This window comes from Vibrio sp. Vb0888 (genome assembly GCF_033338835.1).
In the GTDB taxonomy this organism is placed as follows: domain Bacteria; phylum Pseudomonadota; class Gammaproteobacteria; order Enterobacterales; family Vibrionaceae; genus Vibrio; species Vibrio alginolyticus.
Genome location: NZ_JAWOTL010000002.1, coordinates 108,768 through 135,347, shown reverse-complemented (window position 1 = coordinate 135,347; position 26,580 = coordinate 108,768). Strand labels below are relative to the sequence as shown.

The following is a 26,580-nucleotide window of genomic DNA, read 5'->3' as shown; positions in this document are numbered from 1 at the left end:
TCCACCTACAAAAACACCGCCCCAATTCGGCGGTGTTTGTTTATTCATGAGGGACCATAAGCCTATGGCGCTAAACGATCAATGTCCCAACTTCCATCATGCTGGGAGAAAAGAAAACGATCGTGAAGGCGATGTTCGCCACCTTGCCAAAATTCGATGCTCTTTGGTTTTACGCGAAAGCCACCCCAAAAGGTTGGTACTGGTATTTCACCCTTAGCAAACTTCTGTTTTAGCTCTAAAAACTTACCTTCCAACACACCTCTGGCAGAAATACGGCTACTTTGTTTGCTCGCGATTGCGGCCAACTGGCTCTCTTTAGGACGAGAAGTAAAGTATTTCATATTCTCTACGGCGGTAAGCTTTTCAGCCACACCAGTAATATGAACTTGGCGCTCTAACGGGTGCCAAGGGAAGTGCAAACTAATATTGCTGTTATGCTCTAGCTGCTGGGCCTTGCGACTGCCTAGGTTGGTGTAAAACACAAAACCATCTTTGTCGACGTTTTTCAATAGAACAATGCGTTGAAACGGCATGCCATTTTCATCAACCGTTGCAACTGTCATCGCAGTCGGGTCCGTTAAACCCGCTTCAACTGCTTGCTCTAGCCACAGATTAAATTGATCAATAGGATCAGCTTTCAAATCTTTACGACGCAGCCCACCTTTGGTGTACTCACGACGAATATCAGCAAGTTCCATCTTTACTCCTTCACTCGTTTTTGTCGATTGTGCTCCCGATACTGAGGAAATACAAGGACATCATTGTGCTTGTTATCGTTGCCGCTCACAGCATCACAGTGCGTCATTTGATACCATGACACAAAAAACCAGTGAGCCGATCGTGAACTTACTCAACCCCAAAGCCCTACGTCATTTTTTACTGCTACTGTGTGCCGTCGGCATTTCAGGGCTTGCGCTTACTCATCATTACGCAACTCAATACCAACATGATCAATGGCAACAAAAGCTAGAGAGACAAGCCGCGCAAGTGTCACAAGAAGTGGACTACGAACTGGCAAAGTTTGAACAGATACCAAACCTATTAAGTCACGACCCAAGACTACTCAAAGCAGTCGAGCGCGGAACGCCCTCTCAAGAGCTCAACCTACTGTTATCAGATTGGTTGAAGCAAAGTTTGGCCGATACGATTTACGTTCATGACCGTACCGGGTTAGTCATAGCCTCAAGTAACTTTCAGCAAGAAGATACGTTTGTTGGCTCTAGCTTTAGCTATCGCCCCTATTTTAAAAATGCGCGACGCGGTGAGCCCGCTCAATACGTTGGATTAGGCGTACGCTCGAATAAACGTGGGTACTTCTTCTCATCTCCGCTGTGGGTAAATGAGGAAGTCGTTGGCGTGATCACAGTAAAAGTGAATTTGGAGCAATTAGAACAGCGCCTTTCGCAAACCACGACTGACGTACTCATTACAGATAAACACAATGTCGTGTTTATGAGCAATTTACCAGACTGGCGCTATCGTGCACTTTTCCCACTGTCATCGAGTGCAATAAATGAACTTACCGAAACGCGTCAATATGGCGATACCTTACCCGAATATTTTGGTGAGTTAACGGCACACAGTGGTGTCACGGAGTTTGATGACAATCAATTGCTTCTATCACCGAATTACCTCGCATACGCAACACACTTATTGGATAAAGGGTTTCGCGTCGTTGCCTTAATTAACCACAACAGCGTTCTTGCCGCCGTTTTACAGGCCGATATCGTCTTCCTGATCTTATATGCGCTCATTGCTCTAATTGCGTTAGCGTGGTTCCAAACCCTAGTTAACAAAGCGCGCCTTGCTCATCTCAATGTGAGCCTAGAAGAAAAAGTAGTGCAACGGACACTAGTTCTGAGTGAAGCCAACCAAAAGCTACAACAGACCATCCGCCAATATGAACAAAGCCAACAAGAGCTTAAACAAACACAACAAGAGCTGACGCAAGCCGCGAAATTGGCACTGTTGGGCGAGCTATCAGCCAGTATTAATCATGAGATAAATCAGCCACTTTCCGCACTAAGAACCTATACCGAAAACTCGCAGCGTTTGTTGGCAATGGAAAAATACCCAATGGTCGCTGACAATTTGGGCAAAATGCTGACACTCAATGACACCATTTCGGAAGTCATTGCCCGCTTAAAAGTCTTTACTCGGAAAGCCACGCACGATTCACACAATGAAATCTCAGTACTGCACGACGCGGTACATACTGCCACCAGCATTTTGAGCAACAAGCTTATTAAGCAAGGAGTAACACTAAAAGTTCCGGCCATCGACTATGATGTGAAGCTGGCCATTCACAGCGTTGAATTAGAACAAGTGCTGATAAACCTCTTCCACAACGCCGCACAAGCGATGGAAAACCACTGTATCGATCCGCAAATATCCATTGCTGTTCAGTGTCATGATGACAGTTGCGACATTCTTGTTTCCGATAACGGGCCTGGCATGTCGGACGAAGCCCTAGCAAAAGTCTTTGATCCATTTTTTACGACTAAGCCAGAGGGCTTAGGATTAGGTTTGACCATCTCCAAACGCATTTTAGAGAGCTATCACGGCTCCCTCTGTGCCTATAAACATCAGAACACAGAACAACAAGCAGGAGGCATGACCTTTATCGTGACGCTACCAATAGTCAATCAGAATAAACGTACTCCAGAAGTGGAAAACGACCATGAATAACTCAGTTTTCTTTGTTGATGACGAACCACACATTCGTGATGCCGTGTCTCAAGCCCTGCTGATTGAAGGGATAGACGTCACCTGCTTACCAAACGCAGTAGAAGCCTTACGCGTAATCGACTCAAATACGCCTGCGATTATCATTACCGATATCCATATGCCCGTGATGGATGGCTTGGAGTTTATGCGAACTTTGCGAAGCAAAAACGATCACTTTCAATTCATCGTACTTACTGGACATGGAGATGTGAAAACCGCGGTAGATGCGATGAAAAGCGGCGCGTACGACTTTCTAGAAAAACCGTTTTCAACGGAACAGCTCATGAAATCGCTCAACAATGCCAGCGATAAACTGAACTTGTTGCAAGAAAACATCTGGCTTAAGAAAGAGCTCGACATGCAAACTCATGTTGGTCCGAAAATGATTGGTCACAGTAAGGCCATGGTGAGCATTCGTCGCGCCTTGATCAGTGCGCCCACAAGCCAGCCGCTCATTTTTGTAGGTCAAGATGGTACGGGTCGGCGACTCGCTGCACAATTTGCCCACGACATACATGCAACACCGGATAGTGAGCTAATCGCCGCTTCTGGTGAAGACCTCTATGAGCTTTCATTAGAAGCGCTCGACAAAGCCATACACCGCTTAAGTGAAGGAAAACGCCACTGCAGTTTGTACTTACATAGCGCAGAGCATGTATCATTTGAGCAATGGGAATACTTATTCAAGCACCCAAAACTTGAGCGTGTTTTTGGCGCGACCACCCAAGCCGAGCCACCTCTAAAATCCCTGGCGACTCTAATTCACTTACCGACGCTCGATGAAAGAAAGGAAGATATAGGGCCTTTATACAAGCACTTTGTGCGCCACACAGCGAGTCGATATCAGTTACAGCCGCCACATATCAGCCTAGAAGAGGTCAAACACCTCACCAGTCTCGAATGGCCAGAAAACGTTAAGCAGCTACGCCAATTTGCTGAACTTCGTGCCCTCAAGCCAGATACTTTTAGAATGGAAGATTGGAACAGTGAGAAAAGTCTTGAAATTCAGAGTATGACTCAGCGCACAGAATACTTTGAATATTGCTTGTTATTCGATGCATTGCAAAGACATCGCGGCAGACTCAAAGAGGTTCAACTAGAATTACAGGTATCACGCAAAACCTTGTACGACAAACTAAAAAAACATCAGTTGGATAAAGCCAAGTTCAAGGCGTAATAGCTATACTCCGGCGCTAATTATGCTTTTGTTTGATTTAGAAAGTGTAAGAAAGCTCATTTGAAGAGAGAATAACCCTCTTCTCATATTTTATTAGCCGAGCATGCTGACATGATCGGTTAATAATAATAAGATCAAAAAGATAATCCGTAATTATATAAGCAGGGACTGTGATGAGCCGAGATAACTACAACAAACTCAACGATGAAGAGTTGGATTTTGTTGATGACAAAACTGCAGCATTGCTCCTCAATACCCCCAACAGCGCGCGTTTTATGCTCTGGGTTATGGTGCTATTTTTCATTGCAGCAATAGGTTGGGCATCTTGGGCTGAAATCGACAAAGTCACGGTTGGTCAAGGCAAAGTGATTCCCTCCTCACAGATACAAGTAGTCCAAAACTTAGAAGGTGGCTTAGTCAAAGAAATCTTGGTCAAAGAAGGCCAGTTGGTTGAAAAAGGCCAACAGTTACTGCTTATCGACGACACCCGCTTTCGCTCAGATTTTCGTGAACGTGAGCAACAAGTTGCCAACCTTACCGCATCTGTGCTGCAACTATCCGCTTCTATTAACAGTGTTGCCGTTAATCGTGATTTTGAAACGGAAAACTGGCGTCAAAGTGTACTACTTGATTACGGTAAACTGACCTTCCCACCAACCTTGGAAGAGACTCGACCTCAACTCACACAGCGTCAAAAAGCAGAATATCGCGAAGATCTAGATAATTTGCGCAACCAACTTTCTGTTATTGACCAACAAGTGCAGCAAAAGCAGCAGGACTTGGTAGAGATCCAAGCGCGAGTAAGGAACTTGCGTCAAAGCTACCAATACGCGAAAAAAGAACTCGATATCACCAAACCTTTGGCAGACGAGGGCGTTGTTCCTCGTATTGAACTGCTCAAATTACAGCGCCAAGTCAACGATACCCGTCGTGAAATGACGTCCAGTGAGCTCAAGATTCCCGTATTGCAATCAGCGATTCGAGAATCCATGCTCAACCGTATTGATGTTGCACTCAAATTCCGCTCTGAACAGCAAGAGAAACTCAACAGCGCCCAAGACCAGTTATCTGCCTTGGTTGAATCAGCGGTGGGCTTGGAAGATAGAGTAAACCGAACGGTTGTGAATTCGCCAGTAACAGGCAAAATCAAAACACTGAACATCAATACTGTCGGTGGTGTTATCCAACCTGGTATGGATATCGTCGAGATCGTACCAACAGAAGACACACTATTGGTAGAGGCGAAAATTGCGCCAAAAGACATCGCATTTTTACGCCCAGATCTTCATGCTATCGTGAAATTTACAGCTTACGACTTCACAAAGTACGGCGGTTTAGAGGGAGAGTTGGAACATATCAGCGCGGATACCACTCAAGATGAAGAAGGCAACAGCTTCTACATTGTTCGTGTACGCACCGAAAAAACAAACTTTGGTCAAGATGCAGATTTACCAATCATTCCAGGAATGACAGCATCGGTCGATATCATCACAGGGAAGCGAACCGTTTTGGAATATCTACTTAAACCGATTTTAAGTGCCAAAACGAACGCCTTGAAGGAGTAAACCACATTAAGATACTCGCGATAGGGAGTATTGAGCGATAAGTGATTAAATAAAAAGCACTTATTTCTCACTGACGAACTCTCTAGAAGAGTATACTTGTGATACGAGTCGAATATGCGATCCAATTTGCAGCGTAAAGTTACATTATTAATCAGCTTAAGTTGTTTGTCGTTCCAACTTGGTGCGCTGAACAGTAAAGAACAACGATGGGTCAATACGGTCACAGCGGTGTACGGCGAACGTGCGGGATTGCGCGTAAATACATGGCGAAAGAACCTCGACTTATTTAAACAATTAGAGACTCATGAACAGCTCGCTGGCGTTAACGACTTTTTTAATCAGCTGTATTTCGTTGACGACATAAAACTGTGGGGAAAGACAGATTATTGGGCTACGCCACTCGAATTTTTAGGGAGTAACGCAGGAGACTGTGAAGATTTCACTATTGCTAAGTACTTCTCTTTACTCGAGCTAGGAATACCAGATTCAAAGATGCGTTTAATATACGTAAAAGCCATCGAACTGAATCAGTTTCACATGGTATTAGCTTACTACCCTACCCCAAGTTCTGAGCCGCTCATTCTCGATAATATCAATCCTGACATTGTCCGAGCCTCTAAGCGTAGCGACTTGCTACCGATATACAGTTTTAATGGTACAAACCTGTGGTTGATGAAGTCATCTGCTAGCACTGGAGAGCTAGCAGGGAAAGCATCACGGTTGAGCCTTTGGAATGACTTACGCTCGCGCGAACGTAAGTTGCAGTTAAATAAACCTAAAATTAACTATGACGAGTGAGAAACATGACCCTATATAAGAAGCTTGTGGTGGGGATGGTTACGGTCTTTATACTCTTGTTGGCATCAGTATTCGTAATCCAATTCAACACGACTCGAGACAGCTTGGAGCAACAGCAACGTTCAGAGGTCAACAACACTATTAACACCGTAGGTTTGGCACTGGCTCCTTACCTAAAGGACAAAGATAAAGTCGCGGTTGAGTCCGTGATTAATGCTCTATTTGACGGCAGCACCTACTCCGTTGTTCGTCTTACAGCATTAGATTCTGACTACCAGATCGTGCGTACTTACCCAGTTAAACCAAGTACGGTGCCACAATGGTTTATCGACATGAATCTATTTAAAGCGATTCACGATAAGCGTGTTGTGACCAGTGGTTGGATGCAGCTCGCCGAAGTAGAAATCATTAGTCACCCAGGCGCAGCTTACGAGCAGCTCTGGCAAGGTTTTATTGGCTTGCTGTCTGTATTCAGTGTTATTTTTCTAGCTGGTTTAGTGGCAATTTCATACATCCTACGTCGCTCGCTAAAACCATTAACGGCCATCGTAAATAAAATGCATGAAATCGCGAATAACCAATTTGGTGAACCGCTTGCTCGTCCAAGAACCAAAGATCTTATCGCGGTGGTAGATGGCATTAACATGATGTCTGCTCAAATCGAGCTATCATTCAAAGAGCAAGCCAAAGAGGCGCAACGTCTGCGTGCTCAGGCTTACCTCGATCCTATATCTAAATTGGGTAACCGCTCATTCTACATCAACCAAATCGACCAATGGCTTGCAGAGCAAACGCAAGGGGGTATCGCGCTACTCCATGCTGAATACATTGGGGACATTTACGAGACCAAAGATTACCAACGCGCAGATGCCCACGTTAAAGAACTGTCTCAACGTTTGAAAAACACCATTGATGTACCGGGTGCCACTATTGCTCGCTTGTCTAGTGATGAGTTCGGCTTGCTTTTCCCTCATATGGATGAGAGCGAGTTACGCATTTTATCGGACAGCATCGTCAATTGTGTGAACGGCCTAAATACTGACCCAACAGGCTTAGCAAAACCTAAAGCGTCACTAGGGGTTGCACACAGCAAAGATCAGAAAACGCGTTCTGAAATCCTCTCGATGGTGGACAACGCACTATCGAAAGCCAAAGCGCAACCAGACAAGCCATACGGCTTCATTGGCAGTGATACACCTTCTAGTTTGATGGGTAAACAGCAATGGAAAGCGTTGGTTGAAGAAGCCATTCATAGTGATTGGGTTAAATTCCGTTTCCAAGCTGCGAAAAACACATGGGGTAAAGTATTCCACAACGAAGTATTTTCAAGCATCGAAAAAGATGGTGAAACGTATCGTGCGAATCAATACCTATTCGCACTAGAACAGTTAGACGCCACCAACATCTTTGACCAGTATGTCATTGAATCAATGATTAAGATGCTAGAAAATGGTGAACTTAATGACCCAGTCGCGATTAACATCGCGCAAAGCAGCTTGTCTCAACCATCGTTTATTCGCTGGACAACTAGCATGCTAGAGAAACACGCCAAAGTGGCCTCTAAGCTACATTTTGAAATTCCAGAGGAATGCTTTATCGATCAGCCTCACCACACAGCACTGTTATGTAATGCCATTCGCCAATCAGGTGCTGAGTTCGGCGTAGATAACTACGGACGTAACTTCCAATCTTTGGAATACATCCAAGAGTTCCGCCCGAACTATGTGAAGCTCGATTACCTATTCACACACAACTTGCACGACGAAAAACAGAAATTCACGCTAACGTCGATCTCTCGTACTGCCCACAACCTTGGTATTACGACTATCGCATCGCGTATCGAAACTCAAATCCAGTTGGATTTCCTCACTGAACATTTTGTTGAGGTATTCCAAGGATTCATCGTCGACAAGGAATAAAAAGGTTTATCAACGATGAAAGACCCTTTACTGAATTCGCTCATCTACGTTAGCCGTTACTATGGGTTAGCTAACTCGCCAGAAGCGCTAGTCAACGGACTACCGCTATCTGACGGTAAACTGACCCCATTTTTGCTACCAAGAGCAGCGGAAAGGGCCGGATTGGTTGCCAAGGAAAACCGCGCAGAGCTGGAGAGCATCTCCAGCCTAATTCTGCCGGCAATCTTAGTTCTTAAAGGCGGTGACTCTTGCGTTCTCAACAGCATCAATATGGAGAAACGCGAGGCCGAAGTCACCACCCTAGAAAGTGGAATGGTGCCGATCTCTATTCCATTAGAAGACCTACTTGAGCAATACACTGGTCGGTACTTTTTAGTTAAAAAGCAATTCCGTTTCGATGAGCGCTCTCCCGAAGTGCTCAAAACCAACGAAGGCCACTGGTTCTGGTCCACCTTGTGGCAGTCAAAACGCATCTACCGTGATGTTTTAATCGCATCACTTCTCATCAACCTCTTTGCGGTTGCCGCTCCGCTATTCACTCGCTTGGTGTACGACAAAGTGGTTCCGAATCTTGCGTTTGAAACCCTATGGGTACTAGCAAGTGGCATCTTTGTCGTGTTCCTGTTCGACTTCATTCTCAAGTCGCTGAGAAATTACTTCATTGATGTGGCGGGCAAGAAGTCTGACATTCTGATTTCATCCAAACTGTTCAGCAAAGTGATGGGGATTAGAATGGAATCGAAGCCGCCTTCGGTCGGTGCCTTCGCTCGCCATTTACAAGAATTCGAATCTATTCGAGAGTTTTTTACTTCAGCGACCGTCAGTGCTCTCATTGATTTGCCTTTTGCCATTTTATTCTTAGTGATTATATGGCTAATGGCTGGCGATCTTGTGTATGTACCGATGGTGGGCGTGGTCATTTTGATTATTCACTCGCTACTGATACAAGGGCCGCTGCGTCGCTCCATTGAGGAGGGTTCACGCCTAGCATCGCAAAAATATGCCAATTTGATAGAGAGCTTAGCTGGGTTAGAAACCGTAAAAATGCTCAGTGCGCAAAGCCAATTCCAATACCGCTGGGAAGAGGCAGTTGCGCACATGGCGAACTGGAATATAAAAAGCCGACGAATTACGGATAGCATTCAAAACGCGGCGGGTTTTGTGCAGCAAAGTAGTAACGTAGGGATGATCATCCTAGGCGTTTACTTAATTGCAGAAGGCGACTTAACCATGGGCGGTTTGATTGCCGCAACCATGCTTAGCGGCCGCGCGATTGGTCCTTTGGTTCAGTTATCCTTACTCTCTACGCGCTACAACCAAGCGAAGTCTTCTATGACAATTATCAATCAAGTCATGGAAATGCCGGATGAACAAGAAGAAGGTAAACGTTACATTCACCGCCCAATAGTACAAGGCAAAATTGAACTTGAACGCGTGACCTTCCACTACCCAGATTCACCGGTGGCGTCGATTCGAGATTTGAGCTTGACCATTAACCCAGGCGAAAAAGTAGCGATCATAGGCCGTATCGGTTCGGGTAAAACCACGTTAGAACGTCTCATCATGGGCTTGTATCAGCCGACGGAAGGTCATGTTCGCATTGATGATACCGACATCGCACAACTGCATCATGTCGACATTCGCCGTAATATTGGTTGTGTGCCGCAAGATTCGAATCTGTTCTTTGGTTCTATCCGCGACAACATTACGCTAGGTCGCCCATTAACCGATGACCGTGACGTACTAGACGCAGCGAATCGTGCCGGTGTTACTGCGTTTACGCAATCTGACCCAGCGGGCTTAGAACGCCAAGTTGGTGAAGGTGGAGCAATGCTTTCGGGTGGTCAACGTCAAGCAGTCACGATCGCTCGTGCATTTTTGGGTCGTCCTCCTGTTCTACTCATGGATGAACCAACCAGTGCGATGGATAATCGCTCAGAGATGCACATTAAACATCAATTAGCACAGTTGAAACCTAGTGAAACGCTGATTCTGATTACGCACAAAACGTCTATGCTCGACATCGTTGATCGCGTAATTGTGATGGAGAAAGGCAGCATCATTGCAGATGGCCCTAAAGCGCAAGTGCTGAACGATTTGAAACAAGGCAAAGTGCGTGCGGTTAGCTAGCCTGAATTCACATTGATAAAAGACAAAGGCCCCGTTTGACTCATGTTTAACGGGGCTTATTTTATTGGGAGCCCGAGATAGTTAAGTTCTTCAAGCGCGACCCAAACGAGTACAAGGCCAACAATCACGAATAAAATCATAATCGCCTTTTCATCTTCTTCCATTTTTCAACGCCCTAAAAGCTCTTTCAATTAATACACCTTAGGTTATCAGGACAAAAGTCATATTCAGCTCGTTTATAAGGAACTAGCGTCATAGAATGTCGGATATGGGATACAGCTCAAAGATTGCTCTTTTCAAAATCACGTCAGCTTTGGTTGAATATAAGTAATAAAGCCAAAGAGTTCGCAATGCTCACTAAGTCTTTGATTAACCAATATAGTACTCTGTGGTACCTCAACACAGAGACAAATGGTGTAAAGAAAAATTGTGATTACTTACAGCAAAAAATCAGCTATAAAAGCCGCTTTCTAGATATCGTCGAGATGAAGAAATGAATGATTGGATCCAATTAGAGCAAGTGAGCCAGTATTTCACTACGGGCTCCCTCGGTTACAAACTATTGATGGGCATTTTTGTCCTGATCGCGTATCGCATCCTGAAGAGGATTGTAAATCGAGCCATCCTAAATTTGGCAACAACGAAAGGTGTAAAAAAGGCTCGTTTGAGTTTTATTCAGCGCTGTTTCAATGTCGCGCTGCTATTTTTGACCGCCTCTATTTTTGCCATTATCACAGGTATTGGCTATGGCGATGTGTCTTTGTTCCTATCGTCCATTTTTGCCGTATTAGGTGTGGCGTTTATTGCGCAGTGGTCAATTCTGAGCAACATCACTGCCAGCTTTTTGATCTTTTTTGTCTTCCCATACCGAGTGGGTGACCAAATTAAAGTCGTAGATAAAGACGAAGACATCAGTGGCGAGATTCAAGAAATCAGCATGTTTCACGTGTTAATTAAGCACGACAGCGGAAACTTAATCACTTACCCAAACAACCAGATTTTGCAAAAAGCAGTGCTAAAGCTGGCGAAAAACAAGCCAGAGCCAAGTAAAGCAAAATCTCGGATTTATACTCGCAGAAAGAAATAACCCACTAAAAAGCCGATGTATCTACATCGGCTTTTTAGTATCACTTGGTGGTCACAAATAACCCAAAGTTAATGGCGAAAAACAGTGAAGAGACAAAACGTATAAGCTGAAGGTCACCACTGTATTCTTTCATGATAAAAACATGACACATCGCCGAAACCAAAAGCGCCACTTTAACCAAAGGAAGCTTCTTATTTACGAACCTTAAATAAATACAAAAATAGAGATGGTGCAAGCAAAGAAAAAATCGTCACTAGTTCCATCTTCCTTAAAATACAAGGACATGGTTTTAGTTAAGCTTATATTTTTAGCTTCATTATGAGCCACCCACTAATATTTAGCGAGATAAGGGCATAAAAGAGGTAAAAACAAGACTGACCGAAACAAAAAGTAGTGCATGCACTTTTTCTTCTAAGCTCTCTGGATGAACATTCATATCCACATCAAACACACCCGCTATAAAGTGTGCAAATACCGTGGAAGAGGCTGTAGAAAGGCCTCCTACCATAATGATAATAATCCCTCGCCTTAAGAAACGATGAAATGTACTTTTCCCGCCTTGGATCAGGTCTGAGTTTACATATTTTAATCTATTTTTCCGCCTATTAATCATCACTAGCATCGGTACCTTTATCATTGTTTCCAAGAGAGTTTTCTACATCTTTAAGATCTTCCTTTAACGCTTTTATACACGACATTCATCGTCGTTGCATTCACTGTAGTTATGCCGTCGACTTACCCTATAAGAAAGCTCTTTAGATGCCAATTCGTACTTTATCTATCTCAAATCTCTTCTTGACCTCAACTTAGATTGAGGTTTTAGCCTTAGTCGCACGATTAAAAATCAACAATGAAAAAAGGAACCATTGTGTCCAAAATTGCGATTATTTATTTCTCTAAAACCGACGTTACTGGTCAGCTTGCTCGCGCGATTGCCGCAGGCGTTGAACAACAAGGCATTAAGCAGCAAGATGAATGTGAAATCCTCTCTCACCGAATTGAAGGCAGTGAGATTATTGAGGGACGTTTTGTGAACCCTAAACTAATGGATGAACTTGCTGAGTGTGATGCGATTATCTTTGGCTCACCGACCTATATGGGCGGTGTAGCAGCGCAGTTTAAAGCATTTGCAGATGCAAGCAGTGAATCTTGGTATTACCAAAAATGGGCGAGCAAAATCGCGGCTGGCTTTACCAGTGGTGGGGCAATGAATGGCGACCAATCTTGCACATTACAATATCTACAAACGCTCGCTAACCAACACGGCATGATGTGGGTCGGGTTGGATAAGATCAGCAATTCTGGCGAGCAAAACCTGAATCGTTATGGTGTACAAGGCGGTATTGTTGCACAAGGTGATGAAGATGGTCAGTTGCATGCCTCTGATGTTGCAACGGCGGAGTATCTTGGCAAACGAGTCGCTATGCTCGTGAATAAACTCTCCACTCGCTAACAATAAAAAGAAGCCCCGTAAGATACATCTTCGGGGCTTCATAGTTATCGCTTGTTTTGAGCGCTACTTCTTGATGTAGAGGTCTTTCGAGTAGATACGACCTTCTACGTTGTTCTTGGCAAAACCGCCAACCGTAGGACGAACCAAACGCGCTTGCATGTAGTAGTAAATCGGTGCGATTGGCATATCCGCCGCCAACAATTGCTCGGCTTGATCATAGAAACCTTGGCGCGCTTTCTCATCGGTTGCAGCCAATGCACTGTTCATCGCGTTGTCGTACGCTTCACTGCTGTAACGTGCAAAGTTACCCGAAGAACCTGAGCGAAGTAAGCTCAGGAAAGTAGACGCTTCATTGTAATCACCACACCAGGAAGCGCGCATCACATCGAAATTGCCTTGTTTACGCGCCACTAAGTACGACTTCCACTCTTGGTTTTCTAACTCCACGTTTGCACCGAGATTTTTTTGTAGCATCGACGCTATCGCAACCGCGATCGATTTGTTTGCCTCACTGGTGTTGTACAGCAATTTAAAATCGAGCGGCTTGTCTTGGCTGTAACCCGCTTCTTTTAACAACTGACGCGCTTTCTCGTCACGTTGTTGCTGACTCCACTTACTGTATTCAGGCGGCGTCGCATCAAACCCTGCGGTGTACTGATGCGCAAAAGTATAAGCAGGAAGGTTGCCCACTTGCGTGACACCATTCGTAATCACATCGCGCATGATGGAGTACGACACCGCTTGACGCACTCGCACATCATCAAATGGCGGACGAGTGGTATTGAACGCGTAGTAATACGTACACAATAATGGCACCACCGTGTAAGCCTGCTTGTAATCTTGTTTAAGCTTCTGCGCCATATGAGTCGGCACATCTGACGTGATATCCAGCTCTCCTGCCGCAAAGCGATTGATAGACGCGTTTTGGTTTTCAAACGGAATGTAAGTCACTCTGTTTAGATGCGTATCTGCGCTGTCCCAGTAACTTGGACTCTTAACCAGTTCAATGCGTTCATTCACGACCCACTTATCCAATGTGAATGCACCGTTGCTAACAAATTGGTCTGGATCGCTCCACGGCTTGTCGCGGTTTTCCACTGTCGCTTGATGCACTGGCATCATGGACGTGTGCCCAGTCATAGCAACAAAGTACGGCACTTGACTGTCCAACTCAAAACGTAGGGTGTATTTATCCACTGCCTTGATACCGAGATCGTCCAAAGGCTTTTTGCCCTCTGCTACATCGGCGATGTTTTTGATCTTGGTGAGTTTGAGATACCAAACATTTGGAGAAGCGGTCTTCGGGTCCACCGCTCGGCGCAGTGAATAGACAAAATCATCCGCTGTCACAGGCTCGCCATTCGACCATTTCGCGTCTTTGCGCAAGTGAAAAGTAAAGGTTTGGTTATCCTTGGTTTCCCATGATTCTGCCACACCGGGAATAATGTTTCCGTCACGATCTTGAATCACAAGCCCTTCAAATAAGTCACGAATCACATGCATTTCTGGCAGACCTTCGGCTTTCGCTGGGTCAAGTGTCGCCGCCTCTGCGTCATTCGCACGTACTAAATGCTGTTCTGCGGCAAGTTGAATGCCTTTAGGTAAGGTCTCCGCAGCAACTGATGTAGCAAGAAAAGGGGTGAATAAAGAGGAAATCAGCAACGCCGTTGAATGTTTTTTAAAATCCATATCGTTTTTCGTTCTCCTAACGCGTCTTGTGAAGCAAGTGCCACAATTAACATTTCAACCGTTGACGAGTTTAAACGGTTCAGTTTAGCTAGGTGTAATTAGCTTAGATATTGATACTACTTCATCAATCAGGAGATTACGGTGAGTCTAATTCCAAGAACGGAAAGAGCGGCATTTTTAATTCGGCCAACATCATACGGTCAATCCGTGCTTGGTGCGCCATTACTGTATTTTCCGGCTCAAGTCGAAAGTGCTTCACGAGGTTTGATTTTGGCAGGCACTCACGGGGATGAGACAGCCTCGATTGCAGGTTTGTCCTGCGCGCTAAGAAGCTTGCCTGCTGAAAACTTACGACATGATGTGATTCTGTCAATGAATCCTGACGGCAACCAGCTAGGCACACGCGCAAATGCAAACCAAGTGGACCTCAATCGCGCGTTTCCAACCCAAAATTGGACTGAGCATGGCACAGTGTATCGATGGAGTTCTCACACCCCCGTTCGAGACGTACAGGTGAAAACTGGCACTAAAAATCAACTAGAGCCTGAAGTTAGCGCTTTAATTAACTTGATTGAACTGCGCAAGCCAAAGTTTGTGGTGTCGTTTCATGAACCGCTTGCGTTTGTGGATGATCCCAAACATTCCGACCTTGCCAAATGGCTCCGCGAGCAGTTCCAACTGCCAATTGTAGACGATGTCGACTACGAAACACCCGGCTCATTCGGCACTTGGTGTAGTGAACGTGATTTACCTTGCATCACGTTGGAATTACCCGCGATTTCTGCCGATCTCACCATTGAAAAACATCTCTCCGCTTTTATTGCTTTGCTGAGGCACGATCCGGATCTCTAGTCCGCTGTTAAACAAGCGATCATGTGAGGATCTGTTTGATGTCGGTACTAATATCGCTGATCAACTGACGGGCACTGTCGTCTCTTTGCTGAACCAAGATGATAAACAGCAAATCGGTGATCACGTTTTGCGCGGTACGCGAAGCAATGGATGAGCTGCGATGTTCCGTTTCATTGGCAATCGTATCAAACGTAATATCGGCAATACCGCGCAAGCGACTTCTTCCAGGCGCAGATAACGCAATCACCTTCGCGCCCTGCTCTTTTGCCGCTTCTGCCGCGACGAGAATTTCTTTGCGCTCACCCGAAAACGAGATTGCGATCTGAACATCTTCTGGAGAGAGCGTGCGGGCAACAGCAATCTGCACGTGGCTGTCTTGTTCAGAAAGCGCCGTAATACCAAGTTTAAGCAGTTTAAAGCTTAAATCCTTGGCGGTCAGTGCAGAGCCCCCAATCCCGACCACTTGCACTCGACGCGCTTCACTCAACCATTTCACCGCTTGGTGACACGCTTCGTAAGACAGCGTATTGGTGGTTTGAAACATAGCGTCGGTTTTCGCTTTCACCAGTTTCTGTGAAATTACCGCAATGGGGTCGTCAGCCAAAATATCACTGTGCAGCGGTGTCGACTGCATCGCATGCTTACGGCCAATCTCTTCATTCAGAGCTAACTTAAACTCGCTGTAACCTTTAAAGCCGATACGCTGAGTAAATTTCACAATGCTCGATTGACTCACTTTTACTTGCGCCGCAAGTTCTTGGCTGGTGAGCAGCGCCGCCTTTTCTGCGTTTTCAACAATCCAATCGCCAACCAAACGACCACTTTGCGAAAGCTGAGTACGCCTCGCGACTATCTTATTGATAACTGACACAACAAAAACCTCAAAAACTTTAAATAAATTATTCCAAATCAGAAATAATAGGCGTTTGATTTAACCCCCTGATTATTCTAACCAAGACAGTTAATCCCGGACGTAATAGACGTATATTTTCTCTCATTATTCCAAATTTCTCCTGCATAAAGAATAACCTCAAGTGTGATTTTTATCACCAAACCTGAATATTTTATTCCATAAAATCGCCCTCAGATTGAACATTACGAAGAGTGCAAAACATGAAAATTGATTTAAGCAGATTGGTGACAGAAAGCCGTAACCCAGCCAGTGCCGAGATCGATACGCTTTCGACCATCGAGATGCTGCAAGTCATTAATGAAGAGGATCAAAAAGTCCCGCTCGCGGTAAAAGCGGTGCTACCACAAATTGCAGAGACAGTTGACGCAATTACCCAAGCTTTTGCAAATGGTGGCCGTTTAATTTACATGGGAGCTGGTACATCAGGTCGCTTAGGCATTCTTGATGCAAGCGAGTGTCCTCCTACCTACGGCACGCATCCAGATATGGTGATTGGCTTAATTGCTGGTGGACATCAAGCGATTTTAAAAGCGGTAGAAAACGCAGAAGACAACGCGAAAATGGGTCAAGACGACTTAAAAGCACTTCACCTCACCAAGCATGACGTGGTTGTAGGCATTGCAGCGAGTGGCCGTACACCTTATGTACTAGGTGGTTTGGACTACGCTAAATCCATCGGAGCCACGACCGCATCTATCGCCTGTAATCCAGAATGTGCCATGGCAGAAGCGGCCGACATCGCGATTCTGCCGATAGTTGGCGCAGAGGTTGTCACTGGATCTTCTCGCATGAAAGCCGGCACCGCACAAAAACTGGTGCTAAACATGCTCACGACAGGCGCAATGATTCGTAGCGGTAAGGTATTTGGCAACTTAATGGTGGATGTAGAAGCCACTAACGCCAAGCTCATACAACGCCAAACCAACATTGTTGTGGAAGCAACCGACGCATCAAAAGAAGAAGCAGAGCGAGCATTAAATGCCTGCGGTCGCCACTGCAAAACCGCCATCTTAATGATTTTGGCCGATTTGGATGCCGAACAAGCCAAATCACGCCTCGCCGCGCACAACGGCTTTATTCGCGCAGCACTAAATAATAACTAAATAATCCGAGTTCTGAAGGATAGACCCTATGGCAAAAATAACTTCAAACACAGTATCGCAGTTGCTGTCCGCAGTGGGTGGCAGTAGCAACGTAAGCAAATGTGGTAACTGTATGACGCGTTTGCGTTTATCGCTCGCCAACAATGGCTTGGCTGATCAATCAGTTATCAAGCAAATTCCCGGCGTAATGGGTGTGGTGGAAAGCGATGAGCAGTTTCAGATCATTCTCGGTCCCGGAAAAGCTCAACAAGCGGCTGAGATGATGAATCAATTGATCGACAGCTTAACCTCTGGTGACAGTGAAGAAGCAGATATGCCGCAACAAGATCTTTCTGCCGTCGCAGCCGAGCAGAAAAAACAGATGAAGAGTAAGCAAACCAGTGCGGTTCAGCGTTTTTTAAGCAAGTTTGCCACCATCTTTACGCCGTTGATCCCTGGTTTTATTGCCGCTGGTTTGTTGCTAGGTTTTGCGACGTTATTGGAACAAATGTTTGTTCTCGACCAGACACCAAGCCAGTTTATGTTGGATCTGATCGCCTACATGAAAGTCTTTGGTAAGGGTCTGTTTGCTTTCCTAAGTATTCTGATTGGTTACAACGCGCAGCAAGCATTTGGCGGCTCTGGTGTTAATGGTGCCATTCTCGCCTCTTTGTTTGTGCTGGGTTACAACCCAGAGGCGACATCCGGCATTTACTCTGGCATGAACGAGTTTTTCGGCTTTGCGATTGATCCGCGCGGCAACATTATCGGCGTACTTTTAGCAGCGATCATCGGTGCACAAGTCGAGCGTAAGGTTCGTCAATACATGCCAGATGATCTGGACATGATCTTAACGTCCGTTATCACTCTATTGATCATGGGTGCGGTAACCTTCTTGATCATCATGCCGATCGGCGGCGAGCTGTTTAAAGGGATGTCTTGGTTGTTCCTCAACTTGAACGATAACCCATTAGGCGCTGCAATCTTGGCAGGTTTGTTCTTAATTTCTGTGGTATTTGGCATCCACCAGGGTTTTGTTCCAGTGTACTTCGCATTGATGGAAGCACAGGGCTTTAACTCGCTATTCCCTATCCTGGCGATGGCAGGTGGCGGTCAGGTTGGCGCGTCAATGGCGCTGTATTTCAAAGCCAAAAAAGACGCTCTACTGCGCACTCAAGTTAAAGGCGCTATTATTCCGGGTCTTCTAGGCATTGGCGAACCATTGATTTACGGCGTGACATTACCACGTGTAAAACCATTCGTTACCGCTTGTATTGGTGGTGCTGCGGGCGGCTTCTTTATCGGTTTAGTTTCTTACCTTGGCTTACCAGTTGGTCTTAATACGGTGTTTGGCCCATCCGGTATCGTGGCGATTCCTCTCATGACATCTGAAAATGGCATCTTCCCGGGCATGATGGTGTTTGTTGCTGGCCTGCTTATCTCTTACATCGTCGGCTTCCTCGCGACTTACTTCTTTGGCTGCAAAGACGTCGATTTAAGCTAAATCATTCTTCCCCTATAGGAATGGACTAGCTCGCGCCCTTGGCAAACAAGGGCGCACCCTCTCTCTACTTCACGACAATTTTTCTTATTCCGTTACTCGGAAGGGGCTTTGTCGTACCTAAAACAATAGAAATGAAAGGTCGTTAATCATGAAAAAGCACATTTTGACTCTACTTCTCCCAACATTGATGGCATCAAACGCAATGGCAGCGCAGCTGTATCAAGCGGAAGATGGGTCAGTTTTAAATATTTACTCTCGTCTTGGTTTCAATGTCACCAGTAAAAATGATGAGCACGGCGATGCAAATGGCGAGTTTGATGGCCGTATTGGTTTAAACGGTTCACAAACCATCAACGAGTACGCGTCGATCATCGGCCAAGCGCAATACCAAGTGGGTGCCGCTGAATACGCAAACCAAGTAAACGACAAACCGTCTCTGACCGCACGTTATGTATGGGCGGGTATTGATGCGAAAGATTATGGTCGCATTACTGGTGGTCGCGTGGCATCTGGGTTGATTATGTTTACCGACATTGGTGATGTGTTCGCCTCTTCCGATGTTTCTATGGCGCGCCAAGCGAATAAAGTCGACAAAACCGCAACGCAAGTTTTCCGTCAAGATGGCACGCTGCAATACCAAAACAGCCTAGGTAATGTCGATTTTTCTGTCGCGTACATTTTAGGAAACAACACTTCTGAGCTCGACTACGGTTACAACGCTGCACTGCGTTATACGCTAGACATGGGGAATTTGGGTACCTTGGCACCAGTGATAGCGATGCAGAAGAATAAAGGTGATGCACGTGAAAGCAACGACACCGATTACACATTCTGGGGCGCAGGTACGCGTTACTACCTAGGTGATTTGATGTTGGGTGCGTTGTACTCGGAAGATGAACTAGAGGGCTATTACTCACAAACCAGTACCGACAAAGTGATGGAACTAACGGCGGTTTACAGTGTAAATGACAAATGGGTACTGCGTGCTGGTTATCGTTCTTTAAAAAACAGTGATGGTGACGAGCTAGAGCTGAAAGATACAACGCTAGAAGTGCAATACAAACTGACGCCTCGTTCTTCTATCTACACAAACTACGTTGATCGTAACGGCTCGCGTGGCTACAGCAATGGACAAGAAGTCTCGTTTGGCGGTGCACACGCAGACGAAAGCTACTACCACTTAGGTCTGCGTTACGAGCTGTAAGCACGATACTTAATGTAAGTTAGCTGAATCCATGAGCTTCTTCTATGTCCGGTCAGTAGTTATTGCCTTTAATGCTGATTTGAAGAAGCTCACCCTCGCAATATGTTTTCTTCGTTACCTGTTTTAACCAACACACCGGCATCAGGAAAGCTGGTGACAGTAGCTAACAATTTTCCATCGACAAAGTGCAATGCCGCATAATCGTGAATGCCATAACAAGTGATGCTCGGTTGAGAACGAGCAAAGGCTTGGAAAACCTCGAACTTCTCACCTACATGAGAAAAATGCGCCGCAGCCAAACCGTCAATAAATCCAAGACAACGCATAACTTGGTATGCTTCGGGATCACTGTCTGTCACCGCAAACTCAAACCAACAAATTGCACCTGCGCTCATGCCACAAATGATGATGCCTTGTTCATAACACTGCTTGAGTATTCTATCGATACCCCATTCGCGCCAAATGGCCAACATCGAACGCGTATTACCGCCACCGACGTAAATGATGTCTTGTTCAAATAGCGTTTCTTTCCAACCAGCTTCAAACTTAAACAGCGGAAAATGGGTCACGTTTTCACTAAGCTTCGCATCGTAAAAACGTTCAATCACTTCATCGGCGTCTCCCGTGGCTGTCGGTAGAAAACAAATGTTTGGATTCTCCTTACCAGACAAAGACAAAATGTATTGATCGAGCGGGCTCGGATTCTCTCCCATCATCCAGCCCCCACCGCCAATCGCAATACAGTGTTTTCGCATTCCTTTGCTTCCTCAATTGTTGCTAAGTTTGTTGTCGCTATTCGCCGACAGAATATATGTTCCTAAAGTGATCAATGAACGCTCGCGTTCTTCTTGGTAAGTGCTCACGTTTTGGGTAAAGCAGATAAAGCGGCAAAATCGCATCCGTTTGCCATTCTGGCAGCAAACTCACGAGTTTTTCTTTTTGTGCAGGGTCGAGTTTAGCCAGTGCAAATTCATCTAACATGGCTACACCACAGCCAGCCAAAGTAGCATCCAACATGGACTGGACAAGATTAAAACTCAGCGTACTTTCTAACTCAATGCTGCACTGCTGTTGAGTTTGCTTATGCGTAAACGTCCACTTATCTAACACCAAGTCGCGACTTTTATAAAGGATGTGCTCTAAGTCACCAAGCTCCTCTGGCGTACTTACATTTGGTTTATCAGCTAAATACGAGCGATGAGCGATCGGTTTACAGTGTAAAGTGCGTAGCTGATGGCCGACGTATCCCTCTGGAGGAGTATCGGTAAAGTAGAATGCGATATCAAACCCAGCCTCAATCAAGTCGAGAGGTGTCTCTGTGAAGATCACTTCGACGCTCACTTGTGGATGTTGCAATCGAAACTCGATCAATGTTTGGCTGAGTAACGCGGCTCCGAAAGAAGCAGACGCCGCTATTCTCAATTTTCCCGATACGATCTCGTTTGCCATGACTTGCTCATTGATCTGCTCAGCGCCTTCGAGCAGTTGCTTTACCTGCTGATAAAACCGCAAACCATCGTAGGTCAAATTAAACTGGCGCGTAGTTCGCTGAATAAGCTGCACCGACAATATGTCTTCAAGCTGTTTAAGTTGCCGACTTACATGCGCATTCGAACAATTCAGGCGCTTTGCTGCGCCAGCAATACTTCGCTCCTCGCACAAAGCGACGTAAAGTGGTACGTAGCTGAGCCATTTTATTTCCATACAGTAATTCTGAATCTCTAAAATCAAACTACTGGAAATAATAGAAAGCCTCTAAACTCTGTACAACCTAAATTTGAAAGGATGAGTTATGAGTGTTTTCGACACGTGGTTAAAAGGTCAAGTCATTAAAGATCACATCACTAATACCAATATCATCGTTGGCGATTACAGCTATTACTCGGGCTTCTATCATCAAAAAAGCTTCGAAGAGCAAGCGGTACGCTACTTGTTGGGTGACCCCGTCACACTTCAAGAATGGCAAAGTAGAGAACCCGATAGCATCGACAAATTAATCATTGGCAAGTTTTGTTCCATCGCTTCTGGAGCCACCTTCATGATGGCAGGAAACCAAGGTCATCGCATTGACTGGATTTCGACCTTCCCCTTCTCTCCTGAAGAATTTGGAGAAGGCGTACAAGACGGTTTCGAGCGTGCCGGAAACACAGTGGTGGGAAATGATGTTTGGATTGGCAGTGAGGCGATGATCATGCCCGGAGTAAACATCGGCGATGGAGCCGTCGTCGGAGCACGCGCCGTAGTGACGAAAGACGTGCAACCTTATTCTGTGGTGGTTGGAAACAACCAAGTCGTACGTCAACGATTCAGCGATAAAGAGATTGAAACTCTACTCAATATCCAATGGTGGAACTGGCCAATAGAACACATTAAACAAGCAATGAAAGTAATGTGTAGCAGCCAAGTGGGTGCGCTTGCGGACTACTATCAAGAGCACATTGTCGATTTGTAGATAAAAAAAGCCCACACATCTTGTTGCGACGTGTGGGCTCAGTGAGTAAGAAAGCTTAAACCGCAGCGACGTCCTCTTCTTCCAAGTTCGCCGAGACTTTAATTTCGTATTGATTGAAACGGAACGAACAACCGCCATGAGTGCGCTTTGTCGTTACTTGTTCGTCGCCAAACTGCACCGTCACGCGAGTGAATACACGCTCTTTGGCTTCGACAATATTTTCTTCTAACGCGACTTCAAAGTCATGTTCCGTTTGTTCTAGCTTTTGCTTTATCGCTTCAAGCTGCTCGTTGTTTTGTGTTTTCATCACGTCAATCTGAGCTTGTTCTTCGTCGGTACGTTCGGCTTTAGGACGTTTCTTAAATTCGAGCTCTTTACGAATCACATCCATCGTGCCTTCTTGAGCGCGTTTGTATTGTTCTTTAAGCTCAGCTAATCGCTCCTTAAATGCAGAATAGCGTGCGAACGCTTCTACCTTAGTGGCGGTGTCGCCTTCTACGCCCAATTGTAAGCACACCACTTTGCCACCGACTTTTGCATCTCCGCCGCTGAGCGTGCCGTTCCTACCGTTCGCGTCTAGCACCGTCAGATTGCGCCCACAAACAATATCGTTATTCATGCTGTGCACCGCCAACTCAATATCTTCGCCGGCTTGCAAATCACAATATTGGGCGTAGCTGGCACGAATCGAACCTTTGGCTTTGACGTGACAACTCTTTGGCTGGCCATCACTCACGGTGTGGCCAATGATCCCTTTACCAACTTGGATGTCGTCTTGCGCTTGTACGTCAGCCGATTCAATGAAGCCGCCTACAGTAATAGAACCCGTCGCTTTAACAATCATGCCAGATTCAATGTTGCCACCGATAATCACATTCCCTTTGAATTTCACGTGGCCTGTATTCACGCCAACGCTATTGAGGCAGAGTGCGTTATCAACTTCGATGGTTTTGTCTTTAATCAGAGGCGTACCGGATACCGATGCAATCAATAGGTTTGGGTCTTGCTTGCTTATCTCGGTGCCCTTGCCTGGCTTCATTGGGCTGTCTTTTCCGGCTTGTGGAGGAATCACTCGCCCTTGAACAGTAAAACCAGGCGTACCTTTGGTCGCAGGCGTGCGGCGCATCACCTCATCGCCTACGTCAACCGCGATAGTTTCACCGAGATTACGTAAATCAATTTTGTCGCTAGCAGATTGGCCGTCTTTGGGTTTGAGGATGCGTTTGGTGATGTCTTTAACAAGAGGAGTAAAAAGAGCGTCTTTGCCTTTGATAGGTTGCTTACCAACCGCTACAGGTTGAGAAAAAGTTTCGCCAGGTTTGAGCTGAGTGCTGACAACCAACACTTTCTTCAAAGCCAGTTTGTTGATGCCTTTCGAAACTCGCGCTTGAGCAAGAGCTTGAACAATCTCGGGGCCACGTAAACCTCGGCCTCCGTACGCACCGACAACGTTCATACTGGCGAGCATGTCATTATTCGATAATTCAACCTCAACTTGCGCGTTGCGTTTTTCTGCAATGACGATGCCTTCGTAAGCTTCAGCTTTACGTTCTTTGGCGCAGTTAATGAATCTCACGACTTCCCCCTCTACAATAAACATCTTTTCAGCGTTCATTACGACGAGCTGCTCGTTTAATTCATTTTGATTTAGCTCACCACCGAGATCCACTTCCCCCGGAAGACGGGCTATCACCTTGGTCTTATCTTCAGATAACTCAAGACACAGCTTCCACATACCCTTACCACTTTGCTTCCCATCAACACTTTCAGTCTACCCAAATCCGTTTTCTGAACAAACCTCGCATTTCTTATTATAGGGCTCACGTCACTAAAGAAAGTAATCCATCAATAACGCTTAAACAGATATTAAGAGAGCATTTCGATTTAACCTAAAGCTCAATCAAAATACACGCCGAAATAAAAAGGAGCTGGATTTACAGTGTAAAATCAGCTCCTAATAATTTCATTTACAGTGTAAATTTCCCTTTAGTGTTTACAGTGTAAATCGTTCCAAATGTGTCTTACTTCGTCCCTTAACTGCTGCTCAACTTGCCTTCTTCCAGGTAAACCAAATTGCTGAGCACATTCAGTCCAACTACGGTTAAGAAAAAGCTTACTGATCATCAAGTCGGAAGCGGAGTTCAAACCTAAGTTAAGTAACCACTGCTGAAGCCAAGCAGACACGGACTCATAACTGTTACCACCATCAGCATAGCATTCAATTAGTAATAACTTAGCGGGATGAAGTGGACTCATTCCCAAAGGTTGCGGTAATAGAGCTCGAAAAATAGAGGCTTCTAATTTTGGATAGACGTCAGCCACATTGTTAGACAACATTTCTTCAAATAGCGCCTGAGATTGGTCGACCCAAACCGTCTGTTGGGAATCACAAGGTTTGACCATCAAGACTGAATAACAACCGCTAGCAGCATCGCGCATTGACCCTAAGCGAATTGTACGGAAGTTCGATTGTCGCCAGAAATAGAGCAACTCTTCCGTCGCACCAAAACTCGTGGATAAGTAGGCAATGTGTTTAGCAGCCATTTGCTCAAGTTGCTGCAGAATTTTTTGACCAATGCCTTTTCCTTGCAATGCTGGATGAACCGCAATTCTCATGACTCGTAGCGTCGATAGATTCGCGACATTCGGAAATCCTAGGTGGTTTGCAATCGTAATGGGGGCTAAGTGTCCTTTAGGACGACGCTTACCAAGCTGGATTTCTTCAATCAATTCATCGTCAAGGCCCCCCTCTTCGACCGCTAATATCACCCCCACAACCGCATTATCTTGCTTAGCAAAATAGAGCTGAATGTTGTCGTCTTGCAAAAGGTGAATCAAATCATTCGGCGAGGTCTGATAATGAGCATTCACCAAAAGAGCGAAGCACTCACGCAGCAAACTAGGCTGCGATATCAAATAGTTCTTATCGGCTTTAGAAAGGGAAATTGAGTCGACCTGTTTAAGTTGATGGTGCGTTAACTCCGCATCCAACAAAAACGCGTCATAGAGCCATGATTCAAGCGCATCATTCATGCTCCAGCGGATGGGCTGTGTCATGTGCCATGTTTTCATTCCCGAACGCTGTTTCTGAAGCCAATCAACAAATTTAATCGTAAAGCCCCGGCCACAACCTTCATAACCGTGAATAGTCGTAGAAAAAACGAGTCGATGATAATGTTCGGTAATGCTTTTGAGCATAGGAACTGGAATTGCAGCCGCTTCATCGACAAGTAACAAATCACATTCAGGTCGACTCAATAATAGTTCATCTGGAGCAATGAATTGAATGGATCCCTGCCCTGATTCTAATCTGTCCTTCCTAATACGCTGCGCATTAGGAAGTAGCCGCAAAGCATGCAGGTAAACAGGCTCAACGGCTTTTATAGATGGTGCCGTAATTAAGATTCTAAGTGGCTTCTGCTGTAATAAGCTCGCACACGCAATGCCGAGGGCACTTGTTTTTCCGCGCCCACGATCAGCGGTCAAAACTAACGGTCGCTTTCTATGTCCAGTTACCACCTTTTCAATTAGAGAAATGGCATGTTCTTGTTCCGTGTAGTGGCTTTCTTTTTCTGCTTGCTTGATGTCTGGAGCCGTTGGCAATGGTTTGTCTTGCTCAATAACAACGAGCTTCTCCCATTGTTTGTGCATCCATTGCTGAGCAAAATTCGCATTTTGTCGCAGCTCAGTAATGACAATAAGAAAACCGCCGCCAACCAATGAGCCAAGCGCGGCGGTAAAACTATTTGCATCAAAGCCATTTCGAGTATCAAACAATAGAACGTCACACTCTCTGCCTAGCAACATGTGCCCTTGTTTAGACGAAACGCTGGATACGTTTTTCAAACCAAAATCACCAACAGAAAACCAACGTTGATGGCGCTGCGTTTTATGGAACTCTGACATCAACGCATTTTGCCAAGAAGCCTCGCCTTGAATGACAACACCAATCCTTTGGAAAGATTGGTGAGCTTGATGTTGAAGTGATGAAAGGAAATCAGATTGTGTCTGCATTTTGTCTATCCAAC

The 26,580-nt window shown here is 45.5% G+C and carries 21 protein-coding genes; 13 read left to right on the top strand and 8 right to left on the bottom strand.

All coding sequences use genetic code 11. The features are described 5' to 3' along the window. Positions 1 to 62: 62 nt before the first annotated feature. Entirely contained in the window at positions 63 to 698 is a 636-nt protein-coding gene (gene pdxH, locus R7P72_RS04760) for a pyridoxamine 5'-phosphate oxidase (protein ID WP_005374570.1), read from the bottom strand. Between the two features lie 115 nt (positions 699 to 813). On the opposite strand from pdxH, the gene R7P72_RS04755 reads away from it, so the two are divergent. The 7 genes from R7P72_RS04755 to R7P72_RS04725 all read left to right on the top strand — a co-directional run bounded on the left by R7P72_RS04755 (position 814) and on the right by R7P72_RS04725 (position 11,403). Continuing rightward, entirely contained in the window at positions 814 to 2,688 is a 1,875-nt protein-coding gene (locus tag R7P72_RS04755; RefSeq protein WP_005374564.1) for an ATP-binding protein, read from the top strand. Then, positions 2,681 to 3,904 carry a sigma-54-dependent transcriptional regulator gene (locus R7P72_RS04750; protein WP_005374563.1) on the top strand — a complete coding sequence of 408 codons (1,224 nt, stop codon included), beginning with the start codon at positions 2,681 to 2,683 and terminating at the stop codon, positions 3,902 to 3,904. The genes R7P72_RS04755 and R7P72_RS04750 overlap by 8 nt, the downstream gene beginning before the upstream one ends. Before the next feature lie 173 nt (positions 3,905 to 4,077). Then, complete coding sequence (locus R7P72_RS04745; protein ID WP_005374562.1) at positions 4,078 to 5,469, top strand: HlyD family type I secretion periplasmic adaptor subunit; 1,392 nt, start codon at positions 4,078 to 4,080, stop codon at positions 5,467 to 5,469. A gap of 114 nt (positions 5,470 to 5,583) precedes the next feature. After that, positions 5,584 to 6,267: a transglutaminase-like cysteine peptidase gene (locus tag R7P72_RS04740; protein WP_005374561.1), complete on the top strand. Its 684-nt coding sequence runs from the start codon at positions 5,584 to 5,586 to the stop codon at positions 6,265 to 6,267. A 5-nt stretch (positions 6,268 to 6,272) separates the two neighbouring features. Next, complete coding sequence (locus R7P72_RS04735; protein WP_005374560.1) at positions 6,273 to 8,186, top strand: EAL domain-containing protein; 1,914 nt, start codon at positions 6,273 to 6,275, stop codon at positions 8,184 to 8,186. A gap of 15 nt (positions 8,187 to 8,201) precedes the next feature. Continuing rightward, complete coding sequence (locus R7P72_RS04730; RefSeq protein ID WP_005374556.1) at positions 8,202 to 10,316, top strand: type I secretion system permease/ATPase; 2,115 nt, start codon at positions 8,202 to 8,204, stop codon at positions 10,314 to 10,316. A gap of 493 nt (positions 10,317 to 10,809) precedes the next feature. After that, positions 10,810 to 11,403 carry a mechanosensitive ion channel family protein gene (locus R7P72_RS04725; RefSeq protein ID WP_005374541.1) on the top strand — a complete coding sequence of 198 codons (594 nt, stop codon included), beginning with the start codon at positions 10,810 to 10,812 and terminating at the stop codon, positions 11,401 to 11,403. Between the two features lie 337 nt (positions 11,404 to 11,740). Here R7P72_RS04725 and R7P72_RS04720 read toward each other — a convergent pair whose 3' ends face one another. After that, positions 11,741 to 12,049 carry a hypothetical protein gene (locus tag R7P72_RS04720; protein ID WP_239945509.1) on the bottom strand — a complete coding sequence of 103 codons (309 nt, stop codon included), beginning with the start codon at positions 12,047 to 12,049 and terminating at the stop codon, positions 11,741 to 11,743. Positions 12,050 to 12,271: 222 nt separating this feature from the next. Here R7P72_RS04720 and R7P72_RS04715 point away from each other — a divergent pair, with 222 nt between their 5' ends. Then, positions 12,272 to 12,856 (top strand): flavodoxin family protein, encoded by a 585-nt coding sequence (locus R7P72_RS04715; RefSeq protein ID WP_213906971.1) that lies wholly within the window; start codon positions 12,272 to 12,274, stop codon positions 12,854 to 12,856. A 63-nt stretch (positions 12,857 to 12,919) separates the two neighbouring features. Here the strand turns inward: R7P72_RS04715 and R7P72_RS04710 are convergent, their stop codons facing one another. Continuing rightward, positions 12,920 to 14,545 (bottom strand): ABC transporter substrate-binding protein, encoded by a 1,626-nt coding sequence (locus tag R7P72_RS04710; protein ID WP_213906972.1) that lies wholly within the window; start codon positions 14,543 to 14,545, stop codon positions 12,920 to 12,922. A 141-nt stretch (positions 14,546 to 14,686) separates the two neighbouring features. Here R7P72_RS04710 and mpaA point away from each other — a divergent pair, with 141 nt between their 5' ends. Beyond that, a complete protein-coding gene (gene mpaA / locus R7P72_RS04705) occupies positions 14,687 to 15,397 on the top strand; it encodes a murein tripeptide amidase MpaA (protein WP_064354431.1) in 711 nt (236 codons plus the stop codon). A 19-nt stretch (positions 15,398 to 15,416) separates the two neighbouring features. Here mpaA and R7P72_RS04700 read toward each other — a convergent pair whose 3' ends face one another. Then, positions 15,417 to 16,268 carry a MurR/RpiR family transcriptional regulator gene (locus R7P72_RS04700; protein ID WP_033907250.1) on the bottom strand — a complete coding sequence of 284 codons (852 nt, stop codon included), beginning with the start codon at positions 16,266 to 16,268 and terminating at the stop codon, positions 15,417 to 15,419. Between the two features lie 242 nt (positions 16,269 to 16,510). On the opposite strand from R7P72_RS04700, the gene murQ reads away from it, so the two are divergent. The 3 genes from murQ (at position 16,511) to R7P72_RS04685 (ending at position 20,100) form a co-directional block, all read left to right on the top strand. Beyond that, complete coding sequence (murQ, locus tag R7P72_RS04695) at positions 16,511 to 17,413, top strand: N-acetylmuramic acid 6-phosphate etherase (protein ID WP_017635657.1); 903 nt, start codon at positions 16,511 to 16,513, stop codon at positions 17,411 to 17,413. Positions 17,414 to 17,441: 28 nt separating this feature from the next. Then, on the top strand, positions 17,442 to 18,896 hold the full coding sequence (gene murP, locus R7P72_RS04690) for a PTS N-acetylmuramic acid transporter subunit IIBC (RefSeq protein ID WP_025500819.1): 1,455 nt from the start codon (positions 17,442 to 17,444) through the stop codon (positions 18,894 to 18,896). A 148-nt stretch (positions 18,897 to 19,044) separates the two neighbouring features. Beyond that, the gene (locus tag R7P72_RS04685) at positions 19,045 to 20,100 is read left to right on the top strand and encodes a porin (RefSeq protein ID WP_213866649.1); all 1,056 of its coding nucleotides are present in this window, start codon (positions 19,045 to 19,047) and stop codon (positions 20,098 to 20,100) included. Between the two features lie 89 nt (positions 20,101 to 20,189). Here the strand turns inward: R7P72_RS04685 and R7P72_RS04680 are convergent, their stop codons facing one another. Next, positions 20,190 to 20,855 (bottom strand): peptidase E, encoded by a 666-nt coding sequence (locus tag R7P72_RS04680; protein ID WP_054575283.1) that lies wholly within the window; start codon positions 20,853 to 20,855, stop codon positions 20,190 to 20,192. Between the two features lie 37 nt (positions 20,856 to 20,892). Further along, positions 20,893 to 21,804 carry a LysR family transcriptional regulator gene (locus R7P72_RS04675; protein WP_017635661.1) on the bottom strand — a complete coding sequence of 304 codons (912 nt, stop codon included), beginning with the start codon at positions 21,802 to 21,804 and terminating at the stop codon, positions 20,893 to 20,895. A gap of 88 nt (positions 21,805 to 21,892) precedes the next feature. On the opposite strand from R7P72_RS04675, the gene catC reads away from it, so the two are divergent. Continuing rightward, positions 21,893 to 22,552, top strand: coding sequence for a type C chloramphenicol O-acetyltransferase (gene catC / locus R7P72_RS04670; protein ID WP_054575282.1), 660 nt, complete (start codon positions 21,893 to 21,895; stop codon positions 22,550 to 22,552). A gap of 55 nt (positions 22,553 to 22,607) precedes the next feature. Here the strand turns inward: catC and R7P72_RS04665 are convergent, their stop codons facing one another. After that, the gene (locus R7P72_RS04665) at positions 22,608 to 24,287 is read right to left on the bottom strand and encodes a DUF342 domain-containing protein (protein ID WP_213906974.1); all 1,680 of its coding nucleotides are present in this window, start codon (positions 24,285 to 24,287) and stop codon (positions 22,608 to 22,610) included. A 251-nt stretch (positions 24,288 to 24,538) separates the two neighbouring features. Further along, entirely contained in the window at positions 24,539 to 26,566 is a 2,028-nt protein-coding gene (locus R7P72_RS04660) for a tRNA(Met) cytidine acetyltransferase TmcA (RefSeq protein ID WP_213906975.1), read from the bottom strand. Positions 26,567 to 26,580 lie beyond the last annotated feature (14 nt).